Below are 13,520 nucleotides of genomic sequence, written 5' to 3'. Positions count from 1 at the left end.
AGTCATACTCAAGAAGGAATCCCCTTCAATCTTTAGAAGGAAATTTTTGCTAAACTAAATCCCCAACTAATTCAGTAGTACGGACATTTGCATTAAAGCACTAAAATCTACAGAGAAACCCCTCAATGGTTGAGGGGTAATTTTGTGTAGGGAACGCTTGAGCGGCAAAACCTATTCCCTACAAATTCAATAAACGGTTAGCTGCCGGTACCAATAAGATGCCCTGCCCGCTATTTGACCAGCGCAGTCCAAGCCATTAACTATCATCCGTGCTTTATAAAAATTAGTCTGTTTGGAGTTAATCCAATTTTCCAGGGAATATCCTGTAAAGCTTCCAGTCTTCATCCCGTGAACGAGAATATATAAAGCTAAGTTTGGTTGAAGCGCAAGGTCTGGCTTTTGGGTCAATTTGATTCCGGTGAGGCGCTCATACTTCCGATAGTTAAAGTCCCAAGTCATCTGACCATAGCCACGCCCATACCAAGGCCAGTATCTAAGATTCTGCCGCCGCCAAGCTTCACCCATCCACCAAGCCTCACGCACTGGCTGAAAGTTTGATTCATGTTCAGCCGTCGCCAATACGTAAGCACATTGAGATTTAAGCAGTCCCCACCGATGACATTCGCTTACGATCGCTTTAATCGTTGACACCCTATCTCCTCCCTTGAAATCACTCAAGTTCAGAGGGTAATCCCCCATGTGAAAATCCACATCAGCTTTTTTAAATTTCCATCGACCCGCGTCGCCAGCAAGTTGAACATCCCAATAGTCCTGCGCGTTGGCGACCAAGCTAACCCCGTAAGTTTTGCCCCTGGACAAATTTAAAACCTTTGAGCCGTCGGGCTTATAAGCTTTCGTTTGAACGATAGCTGTTAAGGATCGGCTCTCGGCCATCACATCTCTTGGCCAAAAAAAAACACTAGAAAATACGCCAGCTAAAAAGACAAGCGTCAACAAAAACGTTTTATACTTATTCATAGAAGAGAATACCAGCCCCCTAGTTGGGGGCTTACTACTTAAGAGTTAATTACTTGTAGCAATCGGTTTTTGATGGAGATATCAAAGTCTTTGGGTAAGCTTTGCAAAATTTTAGAGATTTCTTCCTTAGTGAATTTTCGGACAGTTGTCCATCGCTCATCAACTGAGATAATAATCATCACTTCACTACCTCATAAGGTTGCAAATTAACTTCTAGCAAAGCGGTTACTAAAGGGTTTTGCTGTTCTTTAAAATAGGTTTCTATTTCAGGAACTTGAGCAACCATAGAATGTAAAAGTGTTTGAGCATTCGCAAGGTAAAACCCTCTTAAATAAGGATTTTGCTCGCTCATGGCTTTGTCAACAGTAAGCTCCAAGGCATACTGGAGGGCAATTATAGGAATTGCCAATTTAACTGAAGAATTTCTTAAAAGGTCTAAATATTCAATCCGATTCATAGATACCTGACCTGTATATTAAACTGATAATCAGAAATATAGGACAGAGCTTTAAAAGAAAACTGGCTTAAATCAATCGGCTCTAACCTAATCAATCTTCCTTCTTGATAGAGTTTCCGACGAGTCAAAACATAGGGGGATGTTCCTAAAGTTATCTGCCTAAACCAACCGATGTTTACCCAGTCAGGACGGGAAGGTATTTTTAAGGAAATAAGCGCGTAGTCAGCCGCATTTTCTATTAAAAAATTAAGCTCCCATCCGTAGTAGCCCGGGGGACTTACCCCCTCGGCTACCAATTGCCAGTTACCGTCACTTATCATGAGAAAATGTCATCTAAGGGGTTGACAACTTTTTTGATAGTTCCGCCTCTATAAGTTTTTGCTTTAACGGCATTATCGAACGCGGCCGCCTTGACATCAGCCACAATAATTTTATGTCGGTAAGTTTTTCCCCCCTTAAGAACATCCACCACTTTGCGAACAGCCGTACCAGTAGAGAGAAGTTCCTCAACGCTGCAAGCGGGGAAATCACCGAATTCATCTGGCTTATCAGATGCGGGCGCTTTTACTCCTGTTTCTGTTTCGATGCCTGTGTAAGCATCAGGGGGAGCATAAAATGCCAAAATCATCGTTTTACTATTGTCGGCGGGGTCGCTAACGGTGATTTTGTGCTTGACTAAAATTCTTGCCATTTTTTGCTATTTCTCCTTTATTTAAATCTTTTTATCCTTTATTTAAATCTTTTTATCCTCGGCGGCGGCGGCGCGGAAAGCCAGCCCCCACGATGTTATTGCCCTCAAAATTTTTGCTGAGAATTTGAGTTACTGCGGTAGCCGCCTTGTCAACAGGGCAGGTAATTATAGAATTTTTTTTCTTTGTCCCTTGGAGATAAGAAATTCTCATTTTGACAAGCTTTCCTTGTTTTTGTCCTTCGCAAACAGATATGGAAATGTCTCCAGCTTTAGGTTCATAGTTATCTGCAAGTTTTTTAATCCCAAGTGCCGCCCCTATTGTGCTTCCATTGCCGTCGTAAATATCGGGCAACCTAATTAGGTAGGTTTGATTTCCCTCGGTAAAGCTATGAGGCTTAAGAATTTTTCGAGAAACTGTTGCCATTTGTACTCAGTTGATGTTTTACAGTTGTTATCTTAATCTTGGCACCGATTCGGACTATCGCCGGCAGCCTGGAACCTATATAGGTTCCCCAAGTCGGCCACAGATTAAAAGAAATTTGCAACCAAGATGAATCAAGGATCTTAGACTAAGCTGTTTTTGCGTCCCGACAAGTCGACTAGGGTCATTAGACGAGGGATGCCATTAATGCTAATTTTCGCGTTTCTAAATCGGCAGTTTCCAGTAGGTCTGTAGCGTCGTCCTTTTCTTGATTCGCCTAGTATATGGCGTGTTGGGGGATTGTTTACGGTTGATTTTTTGGGGTTATGCTCTGTTAGCTTTTCATCGTCGTATGTCGCACCTACAATTGAGCATAATTTGTGTATTACTTCTTTCGCTTCCGCTTCACTAATGGAATATATCTGTAAATTTAGTCCTTTTTTAAGGTCTTTATAAGTGTATAAATACGAACCTTTTTTCCACAGATACCCATCGTTAGTAGCAAATTCAGCTTTGATTTTATTTGCTAATGTTTTAAGATTTGCTTCAGTTATAGTTTCTGAAGTCTCATCTGTTAAAACAAAACTACATTCAATTTCTAAGGGTTCAAATCCTTCTGGTGATGCGTCTTTATCTTGCTTAAAAAATAAATAAACGTGAGGGGCATAAGGGTAAGAATCGTCCATCTCTTGCTTGGGTTTGCCGCCCACGTAGTCGGGTCTATCTTGAACTCTTTGGCAAATATAATAAAAATTCATTCGTTTATGTAAAGCCCTAATCATTGTTTCTTTGGGCAGAATCAGACAGGCTCTTTTTGCCGCTTTTCGAGGCTCGTCAATCTCTTCTAGAACCTCGTCGGGAATATCATTAAAAAATTTGTTTACCTCGTGATTATAAGTTTTGTGTAAGAAACTTTTTAAAAAGTCCCACTCTTTACTAACTGCCATTGTTTTGTCTTCCTTCTACTAAATCCACAGGTGTAATATCTGCCTTTGTACTAGATTCAGTTGTCTTTTGTTCCTCCTCGGTTTTTTTGGTATTTTCATTGGTTGAAATTTCAGTTTTGAGGGTTTCCCAATTTTGCTTAATTTGGGTAACTGACTCTTGAGTTTCGACGACGGCAGAGGCTAATTGATTGATTGATTCAGTGGCTTCTGTCAGGTTTTCAAGAACCTCTTGAGCGCGACCTAAATGGTTTGTAAACTGGGGGGATTTGTCATGGTAGCCGACTCCTTCCGATAGAATACCTTCACGAACTAAATCATTATTGAGTTTTCCAACCCATCCCCCAATAGTTTCCAGCCCATTCGTGACAGCGCTCTGCATCGCTTTTACAGAGTCGAATAAATTGGTCGTAGTCGTTAAGATTCTATTAGCTTTAATAAATCCTGTAGCACAGGTTTGGTAATTATGTTCCCCGATTAAAGCTTTAATCCAATCCGTGAAGGTTGTCCCGATAATTTGCGACACAGAGAAGGGATTCCCGTCAACATCTTTAAAAAATATAGAGACTACAGTATCGAGAGTTTGCCCAATACTCTGACCAAAATTCGCTGATAGCTGGAGGGCATTATGGAGAGCCAAAATAAAATTAAATGTGGCTAAGGCTCTATCATATATCCGATGCTGGAATAATTTAGTAAATTTGCCTGTAATCAAGCTTTTTAAAGCCTCGATTTGAGCAAGTACATCGGCTATTCCTAAATCCCCTAATCCTGACAAACCAGCCGCTAATCCATCAAGCTTTTTACTATTATCTTCAATCCCCTTTTTAATAGGAGCGGAGCATTGGTTCATAATGTCGCACTGGGCATCAGGAATAGGGGGTTCAGGGGTTGGGTCTGGGTTGGGTTTAGGGTTAGGGTTGGGGTTGGGGTTTCGCGTTGTTGTTCGTTCTGGTGCTGTTGGTTTTTCTGGTGCTGGGGGAGCTATTACTGAATTGCTTGGCTTAATAGTAGGTATTCTAGGCTTTGGATTCGGGATGATCGGGGGATGATCGGGGTTTTTGGTCGGCTTTCGCTCTGGGTCTTCGGTCGGCTTTTTTGTTGGTTTTTTGCTCGGGTTTATTGTTGGGGTAGGGGTAATGGTTGGGGTTGGGGTAATAGTTGGGTTTTGAAAATTGCTAGGGTTGATTGTTGGATGAGGAAATTTATTTTGAGACGGCGGATTTTCTGGCTCAGATGAATTTGCCTCTTCCGGTGGAGGAAAAAAAAGTTGATTAGGAGAATATTTTGAGGGTGGGTTTGTCGGGGTAGGATCACCGCCGGTATCTGGTAACCCGTCGGCGCGGGTGACTTTAGTTATCTGTATTGCTCCCCCCAATCCAACCTTTTCGTAAAAATAAATAATATCTCGGTTGTTGATGTAACCCAAATATAGTCTGCCGTATGTTGGGTCAACCCCACCGGCAGGCTGGGCAATTAGCTTGACGGGACCATAGACCCAGGTTGAGCCAGGTATATAGGGAGAGCCAGTCGTTGCGCCGTTGTCATTCCGCAAAAATTCAATATTATAGGCAACTCCGGCTGATTGCCCTCCCCTAAAAGGATATTCAGGGGGCGAAATTTCGCGGGGCCCGTCCTGAATCCCCCCTGATTCTGGGCAGCCCTCGCTTTAGCGATCGCGGCTCGCTCTTGAGCCTCGGGGGTGATCTCCGAGGACTGATTGAAGAATTTCTTCAGTAGCCATTTAGAAGCCTGCCAGCCCAAATAACTGCCGGCAGCAACGGCGGCTGCGTTTGCTCCTGCTCGCCAGGCTCCTCCCCCCCCTGATGGCTTATATCCTCCAGGCGGGGGTTTATTCGGCGGTTGAACGGTTCCGTTAGGAGCGCCTGGAATATGCCCTATCGCACTGGGCGGTGGGGCAATGATTGGGGGAAACCCCACAAATCCAATAAACATAAATTTTATTCCTAGTTAAAGTATCCAGGGGGAACATCGACGGTGGCCGGACTGGTGGCGTATGTCCATTGGTTCGCGCCTCCAGCAAGAACGCTTACATCTTTGGGGATATAAATATAAAAGAGGTCGTAGTTTTTCCCATTGTTGTCCTGCGCTTCACTGTTTTGCGTTGCTATCGAAAAAGGGCGTTCCCCTGCGGTATCGAGGAGGCAGATTTTTCTATAGCTGAACATCTGACGATAAAGCCGACACCAAAAATCACAGGCTTTAGCGGGAGTATCAACAGTATTTGGAATAGCGAAAGTGCTTTGGGGTGAGGACGAAACTAGCCAGGTTTCGCCGCTAATTGTAGAAGATACTGTGCTATCTGGGTTAGTTACGTATGTCCAAGGTTTATTTCCTCCAGAGACCGAGTCCGAAGTCTTGGGAATCATGATAACGAACTTATCCCAAACATTCCCATAGGCATCATTCGAGTCTCCATCCATTTGTACGAGTGGGAACAATAAATTTATCCCCTTATCATCAGCCGTGTCTATCTTTACGTGCTTGTACATTCTGTGATAATAGCGGCAAGCAAAATCAGTAGAGCGGGCAACTGTATTACACGAGCTAGGAAATTGATCATAGACAGCCATAAGCACTTATTCCCTTTGCTAAATAAATCTCTATATATCTAGAATCTCTTAAAAAATTAACAGTCGCAACTACAGAAAATAGATATTTTCTGTAGTTATTCGGATGAGTCAAACCCAGCCCCTGAGCTATTCTTGAGTCATAGGAGTTATCAACCAATGTTGACCACTACAGAATTTATATTAATAGCAAATAAATTCTGTAGTTATTTTAAAAGCTGGAAACTATGACAGGACAAGCGGCTAGTTTAAGTAATTCAGATTGGGCAAAGTTAGAAAAACATTGCCAGAGCGATTTACACAAATTCATCTGGGCTTTGCTTCGTTTTACGGGAGCAAGGGTCAATGAGGTTTTAAATTTAAAAGTTTCAGATGTCTATGATAATAATGGAAAGCCTTTTGACTATATCCTTTACCGAAAAGAAACCCGCAAAGGAAAGGATAAAAATCATAGCGTCCCTGTTACTAACGCTCTTCACTCTTACCTCGCGGCCTACAAGCCCCCAACAGATGGTTATCTTTTTCCCAGTGACCGAACCAGTAGCGGTCACCTGTCTTATGAGGCGGTTAGGGATTATTTGATGAAATGTGCAACCAGTGCAGGATTATCCCACAAGGCGGTTAAAACTCATTCGGGCAGGCGCTCATTAATCACTAATCTGATTAGTAACGGGGTTGACCTGAGAACCGTTCAAGCCATCACCGGGCACTCATCGATCCAAAACGTCATCCGCTATGCGGATTCCAATCCTCACAGATGCAAACTGGCCCTCGAGGGGGCCTATAGCTAGAATGGCAATTTCTCCTCACAGTAAATGGGCAATGCCTGGTACTGCTCGGGAATCCCTTCTCGTTTTGCCGATAGATACTTTGATGTCTTCCTCTTGCCCTCTTTGGTGATCAGGTAGTAGTAAGGTCCTCGAAAAGTTTTAATACCTTCTTTGTTCCTGTAAGGGAGTTTTTTAGCCTCAATGTAAAGCTGTGGTATTTCCGACGGCGGCTCATCATCCACTTCATCATCACCAAGAACGCTATCATCTTCCATCTCAGAAAGGCGCACAGCTACGGCTTGACTCAGCTTCTTTAGATAGTCCAGGGGCAATCCCTCGAGGGATTCGTAAAGCTCATCAATAGTAGCTTTAGGGGATTGGTTAGCTGCGTCATTCCCTACAGAGTTTTGTGTAGGGAATGGGGTTAGCGGCTCGTCGTTCCCTACAGAGTTTTGTGTAGGGAATGGGGTTAGCGGCTCATCATTCCCTACAGCTACCTCGATGTAGGCGGCTAGTTTTTGGTCAATTTCCTTTATCAGGTCTCGACATTGCTTGATATTGGCATCAATTTTTTTCTTAGTAGCCTCTGAGGGGTAGGGCGGCAGCTTGCCTTTGATTTGCTGATTGTAGTTGAGTATTCGTTTCTGTAGGGTTTGTTTTTTCCCCTGGAGCATTTGTCGTTTAATCTCGTCCGGTGCCCTAACGGGGCACTCCTTCTCGCTGATTGTCCATCCATCAGGTAGGTGGTGGCCATCGGGCGGCACAGCTTCTTTTTCCCCAATAGGCAATTCAAGCTGGATGCTTTTATCAGTTAGGTCATCTATGTCGACATTGAACTCTTCAAAGTCTCTTGTACAAACCCGTGCGCGTTTCTTCCAGGGCTTCATCAAGAAAACTGCTCGCCCGTCGGTCTTGAGATAGTATTTGTGCCCTATTTCTAGGGCTAATTTCTTCGGTTCCTCTTTTTCTGTAGGGAATGGTTCAGCCGCGCTTTGATTCCCTACAGGATTTTGTGTAGGGAATTGGTCAGCCGCGTCATCATTCCCTACAGAGTTTTTTTGGATAAGTTCAACCTCTCCAATGGGAGCGGTGATCGTTTTTGCCTCAGTTAATGACAACAGCTTCAGCGAATTTCTTAAAACCCTAAAAACAGTTGCCTCTTGACCTTTATACGCGACGCGGTCACCTTCTTCGATGAGCTTGAGCCAGTCATTTTCTATGACCGTAGGGGAAGGCTCGTCAGCTTCTTGTTGCCCTACAGAGTTTTGTGTAGGGAATTGGTCAGCCGCATCTTGATTCCCTACAGAGTTTTGTGTAGGGAATGGTTCTGCCGCGCCGCTATTCCCTACAGGGGAGGGGGGTAATGCTAATCCTAAGTCTAGTTGCTGCATAATAATTGGTTGATACTAAACTACTAAGATGGGCACGTTAAGGGTGCCCACTGTTTACTTAAAATGGTGGGTCGTTTTGATCACTCGGCTGTCGGGTTACGGGTTGAACTTCTTTTGTTGCCGGTGACTGAGGCGGGGGTTTGATAAGCTCTAATGCGCTTGACACTATCTCTTTAAGATTTTTAGCCTCAGCTATTGGGTCCTCGCCCGGTTCGAGTTCGCCGTACATCTCTAGGTGTTCAGAGTTATAGTTCCCTAGATTGACTATTCGCTTGTATGAAATGGTTTTAATCTGCATTTTTTTACCTACCCGTCGGCTCATGAACGTTTACGTTGTCGAGATAAACGGAAAATCTTCCAGGCTCTAGGCGACGGGGGTAGAATTTCCCGTTAGTGGTATAGCTGATCAGCCCTTTTTGAGGAGCAGCCAAAACAGCAAAAATCGCCATCATGACTTCTACCTCTAGTTGTGTTCCTGTGATCCGAATCTCCATTGTTAGTCTCCAAAAAAAGGTATAACTATAGCGGGATTGGGGGCGAGTGACGGGACTCTACCCTTACACCGGTGCCGAATTCCATCAAGTCCAAACGGTAGCCAGCCCGCCGCACCGTTGGCCCAGGTGATAGGCTCATGGCAAAATCGGCAAAATTTCTTGGGCTTGGGGGTGGGGGGGAATAACTCCTCAAGCAGCCATTCCTCCTGGTTTAAGAATTCCCAAGCCTCCCGTAAATTTTTAAATTTCCTTTGTAGGTTGCCCAGGGTCACCAAGACTTTCCCCCCAGATCGCTTTAGTCCCAAGCAAGCCTGACGAGCTAGTTCAAGCAATCGTTTAAAAGAAACTCGCTCAATGGGGCTTGGGTCTTTAGCGTTGCGAAGTCTTTTTCTTAGATGGGCAACTTCTTCGCCTAGGCGCTCGTTGTCTCGCCTGAGCCGTTCTAGTTCTTGTTGTAGGTCATTTGCATTCATAATAAAGATAGATGTAGTTGAGTTGACCACTGCACTTGAGAGAAAATGCAGTGGTTGAATTTTTAGTCAGACGATGAGCCTTCATCATCTGGGATATTATTCACATCAATCCCAAAAGCCTGAGCTAAAACTTTAAAACTCACGCCTAACTCACGAGCGAGCAAAGCAGCATTGTCAAGACTTGGCATTCGACGACCCGCAACATAGGCGCGGATAGCATCTCTAGATAGTCCTGTTAGTTCTGCTAGTTTGACTTGTTTAATGTCTGCTCGTTTGAGAAGTAAGCGCAAAGTTATCTCCGAAGTATCTTTTTTTTCGATCATACCTAAAAGAGTGACAATCGTCACGCTATGCGTTACAATTGTCACTATGAATAAAAACAACATCCTTACCCCTAGGGAGGCGGGTAGGCACTCATAGCAGGGGTTAAGGCTGTTGTAATCGTAATGCTTAGGTGTTTGGCTCTATAACACCATCCTTAGCGGGCACTTAATAGTTGCTCTCCCTAGACAACCATTCTTAGAGACTACAACTCAAATAATTGTTGATCAGGATAATTTCATGCCTGGGATTACCCAGGCTTCACTACTCACTAAAGATTAAAAATGCAATGTCCAAATTGTCACTCAAATAACTTTGTGTTGTCTAAAAGCAACTCATTCGAAGGATATGGATACTGTCAAAACTGTGGTCACGAGGATTATGTCTCGCTCGACCCAGGTAAAAAATATGACGATGATGATTATTACTTTGATGAGGATGATTTTGATGAGGAGGAATCATGAAAACAGAAACTCGTTTGACTAAAACTCAAATTCTTTTTCAAGAAATTGGGCAAGAGGCGCATCAAGCCTCCCTAAAATACCAACAAAAAGTTACTTTAATAGCCCAATCCGTTAATAATTTAGAGCGAGAAGAACGACCAATAGTTGAGATGCTGCGACATCACGGCGGCGAACTCACCATAGGGGAACTGGTTTTTGTCTTTTCTTATCACCGATATCTCATAGAGGAGTTGCTCAAAAAAGGTGTAGTTGTTATTGAGGAGTAATTACACTATGAACCACACAGAACAAATCAAAAAAGACATTGAACTATTAACCGAAATGAAGAAGAGAATCTTGACGATTGTCGCTTCATCTAAATTAGAAACCCTTCATCTTGATGATATTGATGCGGCTCTAGAACAAGCTATCGTATCTATGACAAGTTTCTTGGAGTGTAAACAATGAATTTTGAATACCGAGGAAAACCGTTGGGTCATTGGCTCTTAATCCGCTTTGAATTTTGGCGGGAATATTCCGAGGGGTGTGGGGTATTTGCCCCCCATGAAATCACCTCATTACAAAGACTTCAGTTATTTTGTCTAGGGGCTTCAATTAGTGAGTATTTCCCTTTTGGTGATGAAAGTTTAATTGATTTTCCTTCTGATGAAGCTAGAGACTTTTTTTGCTGGCTTAATGGCGGTTGGAAAAACTTAGAATCTCAAGGATGGAGTTCGTAATAATGGGACAAAAAGACCTCTTAAACTTAATCGGGGAATGTGCCCAATTAGCCCGAGCCAAGGGGATTAAAAATGTATCAGTGATCCTAAACCAACGCTACTCACTCCCCTATTTATCCATGCTCACCTATGAGCAGTTGATTGATTTTCAAAAATGGTTAGAAGAAACTTATGAACAATGAAGCAAATAAAGCCCAATATCTTGTAGAGATTACCAAAGATATTATGGAGGAACATGAAGCGTCTTTTGCCATTGTCCCTATTGAATACTTACATTTGTGTGTTAGTTCCATGTTATGCTTATGCGCTTTTGAAGAAGTGCCGCTTGATACTAAACATGGACATTTAATAGTCGCCCAGAACATCGCTCAAAGACTCCTTCATGTCGCGCCTGAACTAGAAGAAGTTTATCAGGAATTATTTAAGGATTTCCCCAAGATGTATCATCCTCAAAGACCAAGTTTAAATCTCGGATAATTAACAAGGACAAATAGTCATGAGTACAGCAACGGTATGCGAGTTAGTTTCAATAAAAGAATGTGTCAATATAAATCAAGATAATATGGTTTATTTTGACGTGACCATTAGTTCCGCATCGGAAATTAATTTCTCGGTTAGAGCCGCTAACCTTGACACAATATTGTTTATTTATGAATTATGTCAAGTTATCCCTTCGATCATGAAATATGACATGACCATGATGCAGATAGCAGACGGGGTAAGGAACTTAAAAATAGAACCCAATTGGGTGCATCAGATAAAACGGTTTAAGAGGCTGTATGGTGACCATTTTTTAGTTCCCCTAGAAATTTGTGATCAATAAAAAAACAAAAACACCCCTAAAGGTGTTTATTCGGTACATATTCAATTTATTTAATTCTACCATGACCACTATCGTACAGACGAAAATAGCAATGTACCCCGTTCATCTACCTCAAACTACTGGTAGTCACTCTACCTGGATTAATTTAGCTAATGTCTTAACGGTTGAGTGTAACCAAGAAGAAAAAGATGACATAGTATTCGTCACTTTTGTCAACGGAAAATCTAAAGCCTATCGAGGGAACCAGGCCAAAGAGATTCTTAAAGCCCTAGCAGAGGCACAAGCTAAATACTGCTGTTAATCATTCCCCGATGCTTACTGATAGAAATATCGGTGAGCATAGGGGAGTGATTAGCTACCATTCCCGCTCTTAGATAGGCCAGTGGCTTCGACATTAAAGTAGGCTCTTAACGCCTTTAGTCTTTTATAAGCCTAAGCCTTTTCAATCTAGGAGCAGCCCCCCTTCTAAAAGCTTCCAGAATAAATTAAGCCCCCTTGAGGAGGACACGAGTGAGCCGTCGCACGGCTCACCGTGAGATGTCCGTTGTGAGGGCTTCCGGGAGATTTGTAAGCATTGCCGAGAAGGGTTTTAGCTTGTGGTTATCTCCCTCAAAAAGCTAAGGTAATTATGGTCAACATTTTAGGTTTAGATGTTGGTCGAAATTTTGCTGTGGGCATAATTTTAGACCAATTCCCTACTAATATTAAACGATACTTTAACCAGCACCGCAAAGACTTTATGCGGCTTAAACCCGTATCCCATCTATCTCAAAAGCTTATTGAGAAAGGATTTAAGGATTTTAATTATTTAGAGCAGCTAACAATTGACGGGATTGTACTAGAGCCGACAGGAATGTGGTACTCAAGCATTTGGGTCGCCTGGGCAAACTATTATCTCATCCCGGTTTACTGGGTGGGTCATGCTGACCTGAGTAAGTCGAGGGGACATTATGGGTTTACAAATAAGAGCGATGAGCATGACGCGCTCACCTTGGCTGCTCTATTTCATGACCCAACATGGATTGATGACTTCGATCGCAAGAAGTGGTTAACTTTCTACACTTCGGAAATATTGACCATCCGTCGTCTATACCTTGATATCCTTCAATGTGAAAAACTCCGCACGGCTAACGTCAACGGGAACCGCCAGCGACTATCACTAGAGTTTCCCGAAGCTTCAGACCAACGGATAGAAATTTCCGAAAAAAAAGGTTTTTCCCCTTTCTGGGGTTGGCTGGCTGGGAATTACTCCTATACTTGGGCTAACAGAAGATATGAGGAGAGTAGCGCAAAGCGGTTGGGTATTCCCATTTCAAACTTAAGTAAACTCAAAGCCAAACACATCACAGACTTAGAGTTAATCATCACACACAACTTAAGTGAACTGAAAGAGCAATTGAATAATAATCAAGAGTTTCAAGATTACCTAAAAGTTTTCAAGCTTTTTAATTTCGGCTTTGACAATTGCATATTGTTGTTAATTCAGTGCTACCCATTCAATAAATTTCTAATCGATGGTAAACAGTGGATTGAGTGGATAGAGCATGAAAAGGATGGTAAATGGAAAAGAAGGAAGGTAAACCATAGCTTAAGGCAATTCCAAGCTTACTTGGGATTGGCTTATAGTTATGAGCAGTCAGGGGACAAGAATAAGAAAAAGTTTCACGGTTCGTCCATGTGTAGAGCAAAGCTCTTTATGTGGGTAACGAGCGTAGCTCTTAAGGGTTTTAAAACAAATTACCAAGACCTGATCGACGATCCTAAATTGACTAATGACGAGATTGACGAATTTACTATTGAGCATCCCAACATTAAAGGAGAATTAGGGAACATGATCGCAAAGAAGACCCTAAAAATTTACCGCGCTGGGGTCAGGGGGAATGACATTCAAACTCGATTACTGTTTTATGTTACCCGTCTCTTGTTCCAGGAGTTGTTAAAAGAAATTAGTTAGAATAAAGAGCAGTGCTTGGAAAAAAATTT

24 protein-coding genes are annotated in these 13,520 nt (G+C 42.7%); 9 read left to right on the top strand and 15 right to left on the bottom strand.

Features of this window, described 5'->3' with window-relative positions:
* Nucleotides 1–186: 186 nt before the first annotated feature.
* From CYAN7822_RS34590 to CYAN7822_RS12710, 10 genes are all read right to left on the bottom strand, one after another.
* Entirely contained in the window at nucleotides 187–978 is a 792-nt protein-coding gene (locus tag CYAN7822_RS34590) for a hypothetical protein (RefSeq protein WP_013322689.1), read from the bottom strand.
* A gap of 38 nt (nucleotides 979–1,016) precedes the next feature.
* Nucleotides 1,017–1,157 carry a hypothetical protein gene (locus tag CYAN7822_RS38655; protein ID WP_013322688.1) on the bottom strand — a complete coding sequence of 47 codons (141 nt, stop codon included), beginning with the start codon at nucleotides 1,155–1,157 and terminating at the stop codon, nucleotides 1,017–1,019.
* On the bottom strand, nucleotides 1,157–1,435 hold the full coding sequence (locus tag CYAN7822_RS12745) for a hypothetical protein (RefSeq protein WP_013322687.1): 279 nt from the start codon (nucleotides 1,433–1,435) through the stop codon (nucleotides 1,157–1,159). The genes CYAN7822_RS38655 and CYAN7822_RS12745 overlap by 1 nt, the downstream gene beginning before the upstream one ends.
* Entirely contained in the window at nucleotides 1,432–1,755 is a 324-nt protein-coding gene (locus CYAN7822_RS12740) for a hypothetical protein (RefSeq protein ID WP_013322686.1), read from the bottom strand. Before CYAN7822_RS12740 ends, CYAN7822_RS12745 begins: the two co-directional genes overlap by 4 nt.
* A complete protein-coding gene (locus CYAN7822_RS12735; RefSeq protein ID WP_013322685.1) occupies nucleotides 1,752–2,126 on the bottom strand; it encodes a hypothetical protein in 375 nt (124 codons plus the stop codon). The genes CYAN7822_RS12740 and CYAN7822_RS12735 overlap by 4 nt, the downstream gene beginning before the upstream one ends.
* A gap of 52 nt (nucleotides 2,127–2,178) precedes the next feature.
* Nucleotides 2,179–2,550, bottom strand: coding sequence for a hypothetical protein (locus tag CYAN7822_RS12730; RefSeq protein WP_013322684.1), 372 nt, complete (start codon nucleotides 2,548–2,550; stop codon nucleotides 2,179–2,181).
* 140 nt (nucleotides 2,551–2,690) lie between these two features.
* Nucleotides 2,691–3,494 (bottom strand): hypothetical protein, encoded by an 804-nt coding sequence (locus CYAN7822_RS12725; RefSeq protein WP_013322683.1) that lies wholly within the window; start codon nucleotides 3,492–3,494, stop codon nucleotides 2,691–2,693.
* Nucleotides 3,484–5,046, bottom strand: a complete 1,563-nt coding sequence (locus tag CYAN7822_RS12720) for a hypothetical protein (RefSeq protein ID WP_157871811.1) — start codon at nucleotides 5,044–5,046, stop codon at nucleotides 3,484–3,486. The genes CYAN7822_RS12725 and CYAN7822_RS12720 overlap by 11 nt, the downstream gene beginning before the upstream one ends.
* Entirely contained in the window at nucleotides 4,968–5,447 is a 480-nt protein-coding gene (locus tag CYAN7822_RS39440) for a hypothetical protein (protein WP_013322681.1), read from the bottom strand. The genes CYAN7822_RS12720 and CYAN7822_RS39440 overlap by 79 nt, the downstream gene beginning before the upstream one ends.
* Nucleotides 5,448–5,458: 11 nt before the next feature.
* Nucleotides 5,459–6,085 carry a hypothetical protein gene (locus tag CYAN7822_RS12710; protein ID WP_013322680.1) on the bottom strand — a complete coding sequence of 209 codons (627 nt, stop codon included), beginning with the start codon at nucleotides 6,083–6,085 and terminating at the stop codon, nucleotides 5,459–5,461.
* 224 nt (nucleotides 6,086–6,309) lie between these two features.
* On the opposite strand from CYAN7822_RS12710, the gene CYAN7822_RS12705 reads away from it, so the two are divergent.
* A complete protein-coding gene (locus CYAN7822_RS12705) occupies nucleotides 6,310–6,873 on the top strand; it encodes a tyrosine-type recombinase/integrase (RefSeq protein WP_013322679.1) in 564 nt (187 codons plus the stop codon).
* Here the strand turns inward: CYAN7822_RS12705 and CYAN7822_RS12700 are convergent.
* The 5 genes from CYAN7822_RS12700 to CYAN7822_RS12680 all read right to left on the bottom strand — a co-directional run bounded on the left by CYAN7822_RS12700 (nucleotide 6,870) and on the right by CYAN7822_RS12680 (nucleotide 9,578).
* Nucleotides 6,870–8,243: a hypothetical protein gene (locus CYAN7822_RS12700; protein ID WP_013322678.1), complete on the bottom strand. Its 1,374-nt coding sequence runs from the start codon at nucleotides 8,241–8,243 to the stop codon at nucleotides 6,870–6,872. The two genes, CYAN7822_RS12705 and CYAN7822_RS12700, sit on opposite strands and share 4 nt — an antisense overlap.
* 58 nt (nucleotides 8,244–8,301) lie before the next feature.
* Complete coding sequence (locus CYAN7822_RS12695; RefSeq protein ID WP_157871810.1) at nucleotides 8,302–8,565, bottom strand: hypothetical protein; 264 nt, start codon at nucleotides 8,563–8,565, stop codon at nucleotides 8,302–8,304.
* The gene (locus CYAN7822_RS12690; RefSeq protein WP_013322676.1) at nucleotides 8,546–8,737 is read right to left on the bottom strand and encodes a hypothetical protein; all 192 of its coding nucleotides are present in this window, start codon (nucleotides 8,735–8,737) and stop codon (nucleotides 8,546–8,548) included. The genes CYAN7822_RS12695 and CYAN7822_RS12690 overlap by 20 nt, the downstream gene beginning before the upstream one ends.
* Nucleotides 8,738–8,739: 2 nt before the next feature.
* The gene (locus tag CYAN7822_RS12685) at nucleotides 8,740–9,210 is read right to left on the bottom strand and encodes a coiled-coil domain-containing protein (RefSeq protein WP_013322675.1); all 471 of its coding nucleotides are present in this window, start codon (nucleotides 9,208–9,210) and stop codon (nucleotides 8,740–8,742) included.
* A 62-nt stretch (nucleotides 9,211–9,272) separates the two neighbouring features.
* Nucleotides 9,273–9,578: a helix-turn-helix domain-containing protein gene (locus CYAN7822_RS12680; protein ID WP_245602583.1), complete on the bottom strand. Its 306-nt coding sequence runs from the start codon at nucleotides 9,576–9,578 to the stop codon at nucleotides 9,273–9,275.
* Nucleotides 9,579–9,991: 413 nt separating this feature from the next.
* On the opposite strand from CYAN7822_RS12680, the gene CYAN7822_RS12670 reads away from it, so the two are divergent.
* From CYAN7822_RS12670 to CYAN7822_RS12640, 8 genes are all read left to right on the top strand, one after another.
* Nucleotides 9,992–10,261 (top strand): hypothetical protein, encoded by a 270-nt coding sequence (locus CYAN7822_RS12670; RefSeq protein ID WP_013322673.1) that lies wholly within the window; start codon nucleotides 9,992–9,994, stop codon nucleotides 10,259–10,261.
* A gap of 7 nt (nucleotides 10,262–10,268) precedes the next feature.
* On the top strand, nucleotides 10,269–10,442 hold the full coding sequence (locus tag CYAN7822_RS37695; RefSeq protein ID WP_013322672.1) for a hypothetical protein: 174 nt from the start codon (nucleotides 10,269–10,271) through the stop codon (nucleotides 10,440–10,442).
* Nucleotides 10,439–10,714, top strand: a complete 276-nt coding sequence (locus CYAN7822_RS12665) for a hypothetical protein (protein ID WP_013322671.1) — start codon at nucleotides 10,439–10,441, stop codon at nucleotides 10,712–10,714. Before CYAN7822_RS37695 ends, CYAN7822_RS12665 begins: the two co-directional genes overlap by 4 nt.
* Nucleotides 10,715–10,716: 2 nt before the next feature.
* Nucleotides 10,717–10,896 carry a hypothetical protein gene (locus CYAN7822_RS12660; protein ID WP_013322670.1) on the top strand — a complete coding sequence of 60 codons (180 nt, stop codon included), beginning with the start codon at nucleotides 10,717–10,719 and terminating at the stop codon, nucleotides 10,894–10,896.
* Nucleotides 10,886–11,191 (top strand): hypothetical protein, encoded by a 306-nt coding sequence (locus CYAN7822_RS12655; RefSeq protein ID WP_013322669.1) that lies wholly within the window; start codon nucleotides 10,886–10,888, stop codon nucleotides 11,189–11,191. Before CYAN7822_RS12660 ends, CYAN7822_RS12655 begins: the two co-directional genes overlap by 11 nt.
* Nucleotides 11,192–11,210: 19 nt before the next feature.
* Nucleotides 11,211–11,537, top strand: coding sequence for a hypothetical protein (locus CYAN7822_RS12650; RefSeq protein WP_013322668.1), 327 nt, complete (start codon nucleotides 11,211–11,213; stop codon nucleotides 11,535–11,537).
* A 61-nt stretch (nucleotides 11,538–11,598) separates the two neighbouring features.
* Nucleotides 11,599–11,838, top strand: coding sequence for a hypothetical protein (locus CYAN7822_RS12645; RefSeq protein ID WP_013322667.1), 240 nt, complete (start codon nucleotides 11,599–11,601; stop codon nucleotides 11,836–11,838).
* Between the two features lie 327 nt (nucleotides 11,839–12,165).
* The gene (locus CYAN7822_RS12640) at nucleotides 12,166–13,491 is read left to right on the top strand and encodes an IS110 family transposase (RefSeq protein WP_013322666.1); all 1,326 of its coding nucleotides are present in this window, start codon (nucleotides 12,166–12,168) and stop codon (nucleotides 13,489–13,491) included.
* Nucleotides 13,492–13,520: the final 29 nt, after the last annotated feature.

Source organism: Gloeothece verrucosa PCC 7822, from assembly GCF_000147335.1.
GTDB lineage: Bacteria > Cyanobacteriota > Cyanobacteriia > Cyanobacteriales > Microcystaceae > Gloeothece > Gloeothece verrucosa.
This window is presented reverse-complemented; position numbering and strand designations above follow the sequence as displayed.

Excerpts from the sequence above, each read along its gene's own strand:
- CYAN7822_RS34590 (WP_013322689.1), bottom strand. The coding sequence starts at position 978 with ATGAATAAGTATAAAACGTTTTTGTTGACGCTTGTCTTTTTAGCTGGC.
- CYAN7822_RS38655 (WP_013322688.1), bottom strand. The coding sequence starts at position 1,157 with ATGATTATTATCTCAGTTGATGAGCGATGGACAACTGTCCGAAAATTC.
- CYAN7822_RS12745 (WP_013322687.1), bottom strand. The coding sequence starts at position 1,435 with ATGAATCGGATTGAATATTTAGACCTTTTAAGAAATTCTTCAGTTAAA.
- CYAN7822_RS12740 (WP_013322686.1), bottom strand. The coding sequence starts at position 1,755 with ATGATAAGTGACGGTAACTGGCAATTGGTAGCCGAGGGGGTAAGTCCC.
- CYAN7822_RS12735 (WP_013322685.1), bottom strand. The coding sequence starts at position 2,126 with ATGGCAAGAATTTTAGTCAAGCACAAAATCACCGTTAGCGACCCCGCC.
- CYAN7822_RS12730 (WP_013322684.1), bottom strand. The coding sequence starts at position 2,550 with ATGGCAACAGTTTCTCGAAAAATTCTTAAGCCTCATAGCTTTACCGAG.
- CYAN7822_RS12725 (WP_013322683.1), bottom strand. The coding sequence starts at position 3,494 with ATGGCAGTTAGTAAAGAGTGGGACTTTTTAAAAAGTTTCTTACACAAA.
- CYAN7822_RS39440 (WP_013322681.1), bottom strand. The coding sequence starts at position 5,447 with ATGTTTATTGGATTTGTGGGGTTTCCCCCAATCATTGCCCCACCGCCC.
- CYAN7822_RS12710 (WP_013322680.1), bottom strand. The coding sequence starts at position 6,085 with ATGGCTGTCTATGATCAATTTCCTAGCTCGTGTAATACAGTTGCCCGC.
- CYAN7822_RS12705 (WP_013322679.1), top strand. The coding sequence starts at position 6,310 with ATGACAGGACAAGCGGCTAGTTTAAGTAATTCAGATTGGGCAAAGTTA.
- CYAN7822_RS12700 (WP_013322678.1), bottom strand. The coding sequence starts at position 8,243 with ATGCAGCAACTAGACTTAGGATTAGCATTACCCCCCTCCCCTGTAGGG.
- CYAN7822_RS12695 (WP_157871810.1), bottom strand. The coding sequence starts at position 8,565 with ATGAGCCGACGGGTAGGTAAAAAAATGCAGATTAAAACCATTTCATAC.
- CYAN7822_RS12690 (WP_013322676.1), bottom strand. The coding sequence starts at position 8,737 with ATGGAGATTCGGATCACAGGAACACAACTAGAGGTAGAAGTCATGATG.
- CYAN7822_RS12685 (WP_013322675.1), bottom strand. The coding sequence starts at position 9,210 with ATGAATGCAAATGACCTACAACAAGAACTAGAACGGCTCAGGCGAGAC.
- CYAN7822_RS12670 (WP_013322673.1), top strand. The coding sequence starts at position 9,992 with ATGAAAACAGAAACTCGTTTGACTAAAACTCAAATTCTTTTTCAAGAA.
- CYAN7822_RS37695 (WP_013322672.1), top strand. The coding sequence starts at position 10,269 with ATGAACCACACAGAACAAATCAAAAAAGACATTGAACTATTAACCGAA.
- CYAN7822_RS12665 (WP_013322671.1), top strand. The coding sequence starts at position 10,439 with ATGAATTTTGAATACCGAGGAAAACCGTTGGGTCATTGGCTCTTAATC.
- CYAN7822_RS12660 (WP_013322670.1), top strand. The coding sequence starts at position 10,717 with ATGGGACAAAAAGACCTCTTAAACTTAATCGGGGAATGTGCCCAATTA.
- CYAN7822_RS12655 (WP_013322669.1), top strand. The coding sequence starts at position 10,886 with ATGAACAATGAAGCAAATAAAGCCCAATATCTTGTAGAGATTACCAAA.
- CYAN7822_RS12650 (WP_013322668.1), top strand. The coding sequence starts at position 11,211 with ATGAGTACAGCAACGGTATGCGAGTTAGTTTCAATAAAAGAATGTGTC.
- CYAN7822_RS12645 (WP_013322667.1), top strand. The coding sequence starts at position 11,599 with ATGACCACTATCGTACAGACGAAAATAGCAATGTACCCCGTTCATCTA.
- CYAN7822_RS12640 (WP_013322666.1), top strand. The coding sequence starts at position 12,166 with ATGGTCAACATTTTAGGTTTAGATGTTGGTCGAAATTTTGCTGTGGGC.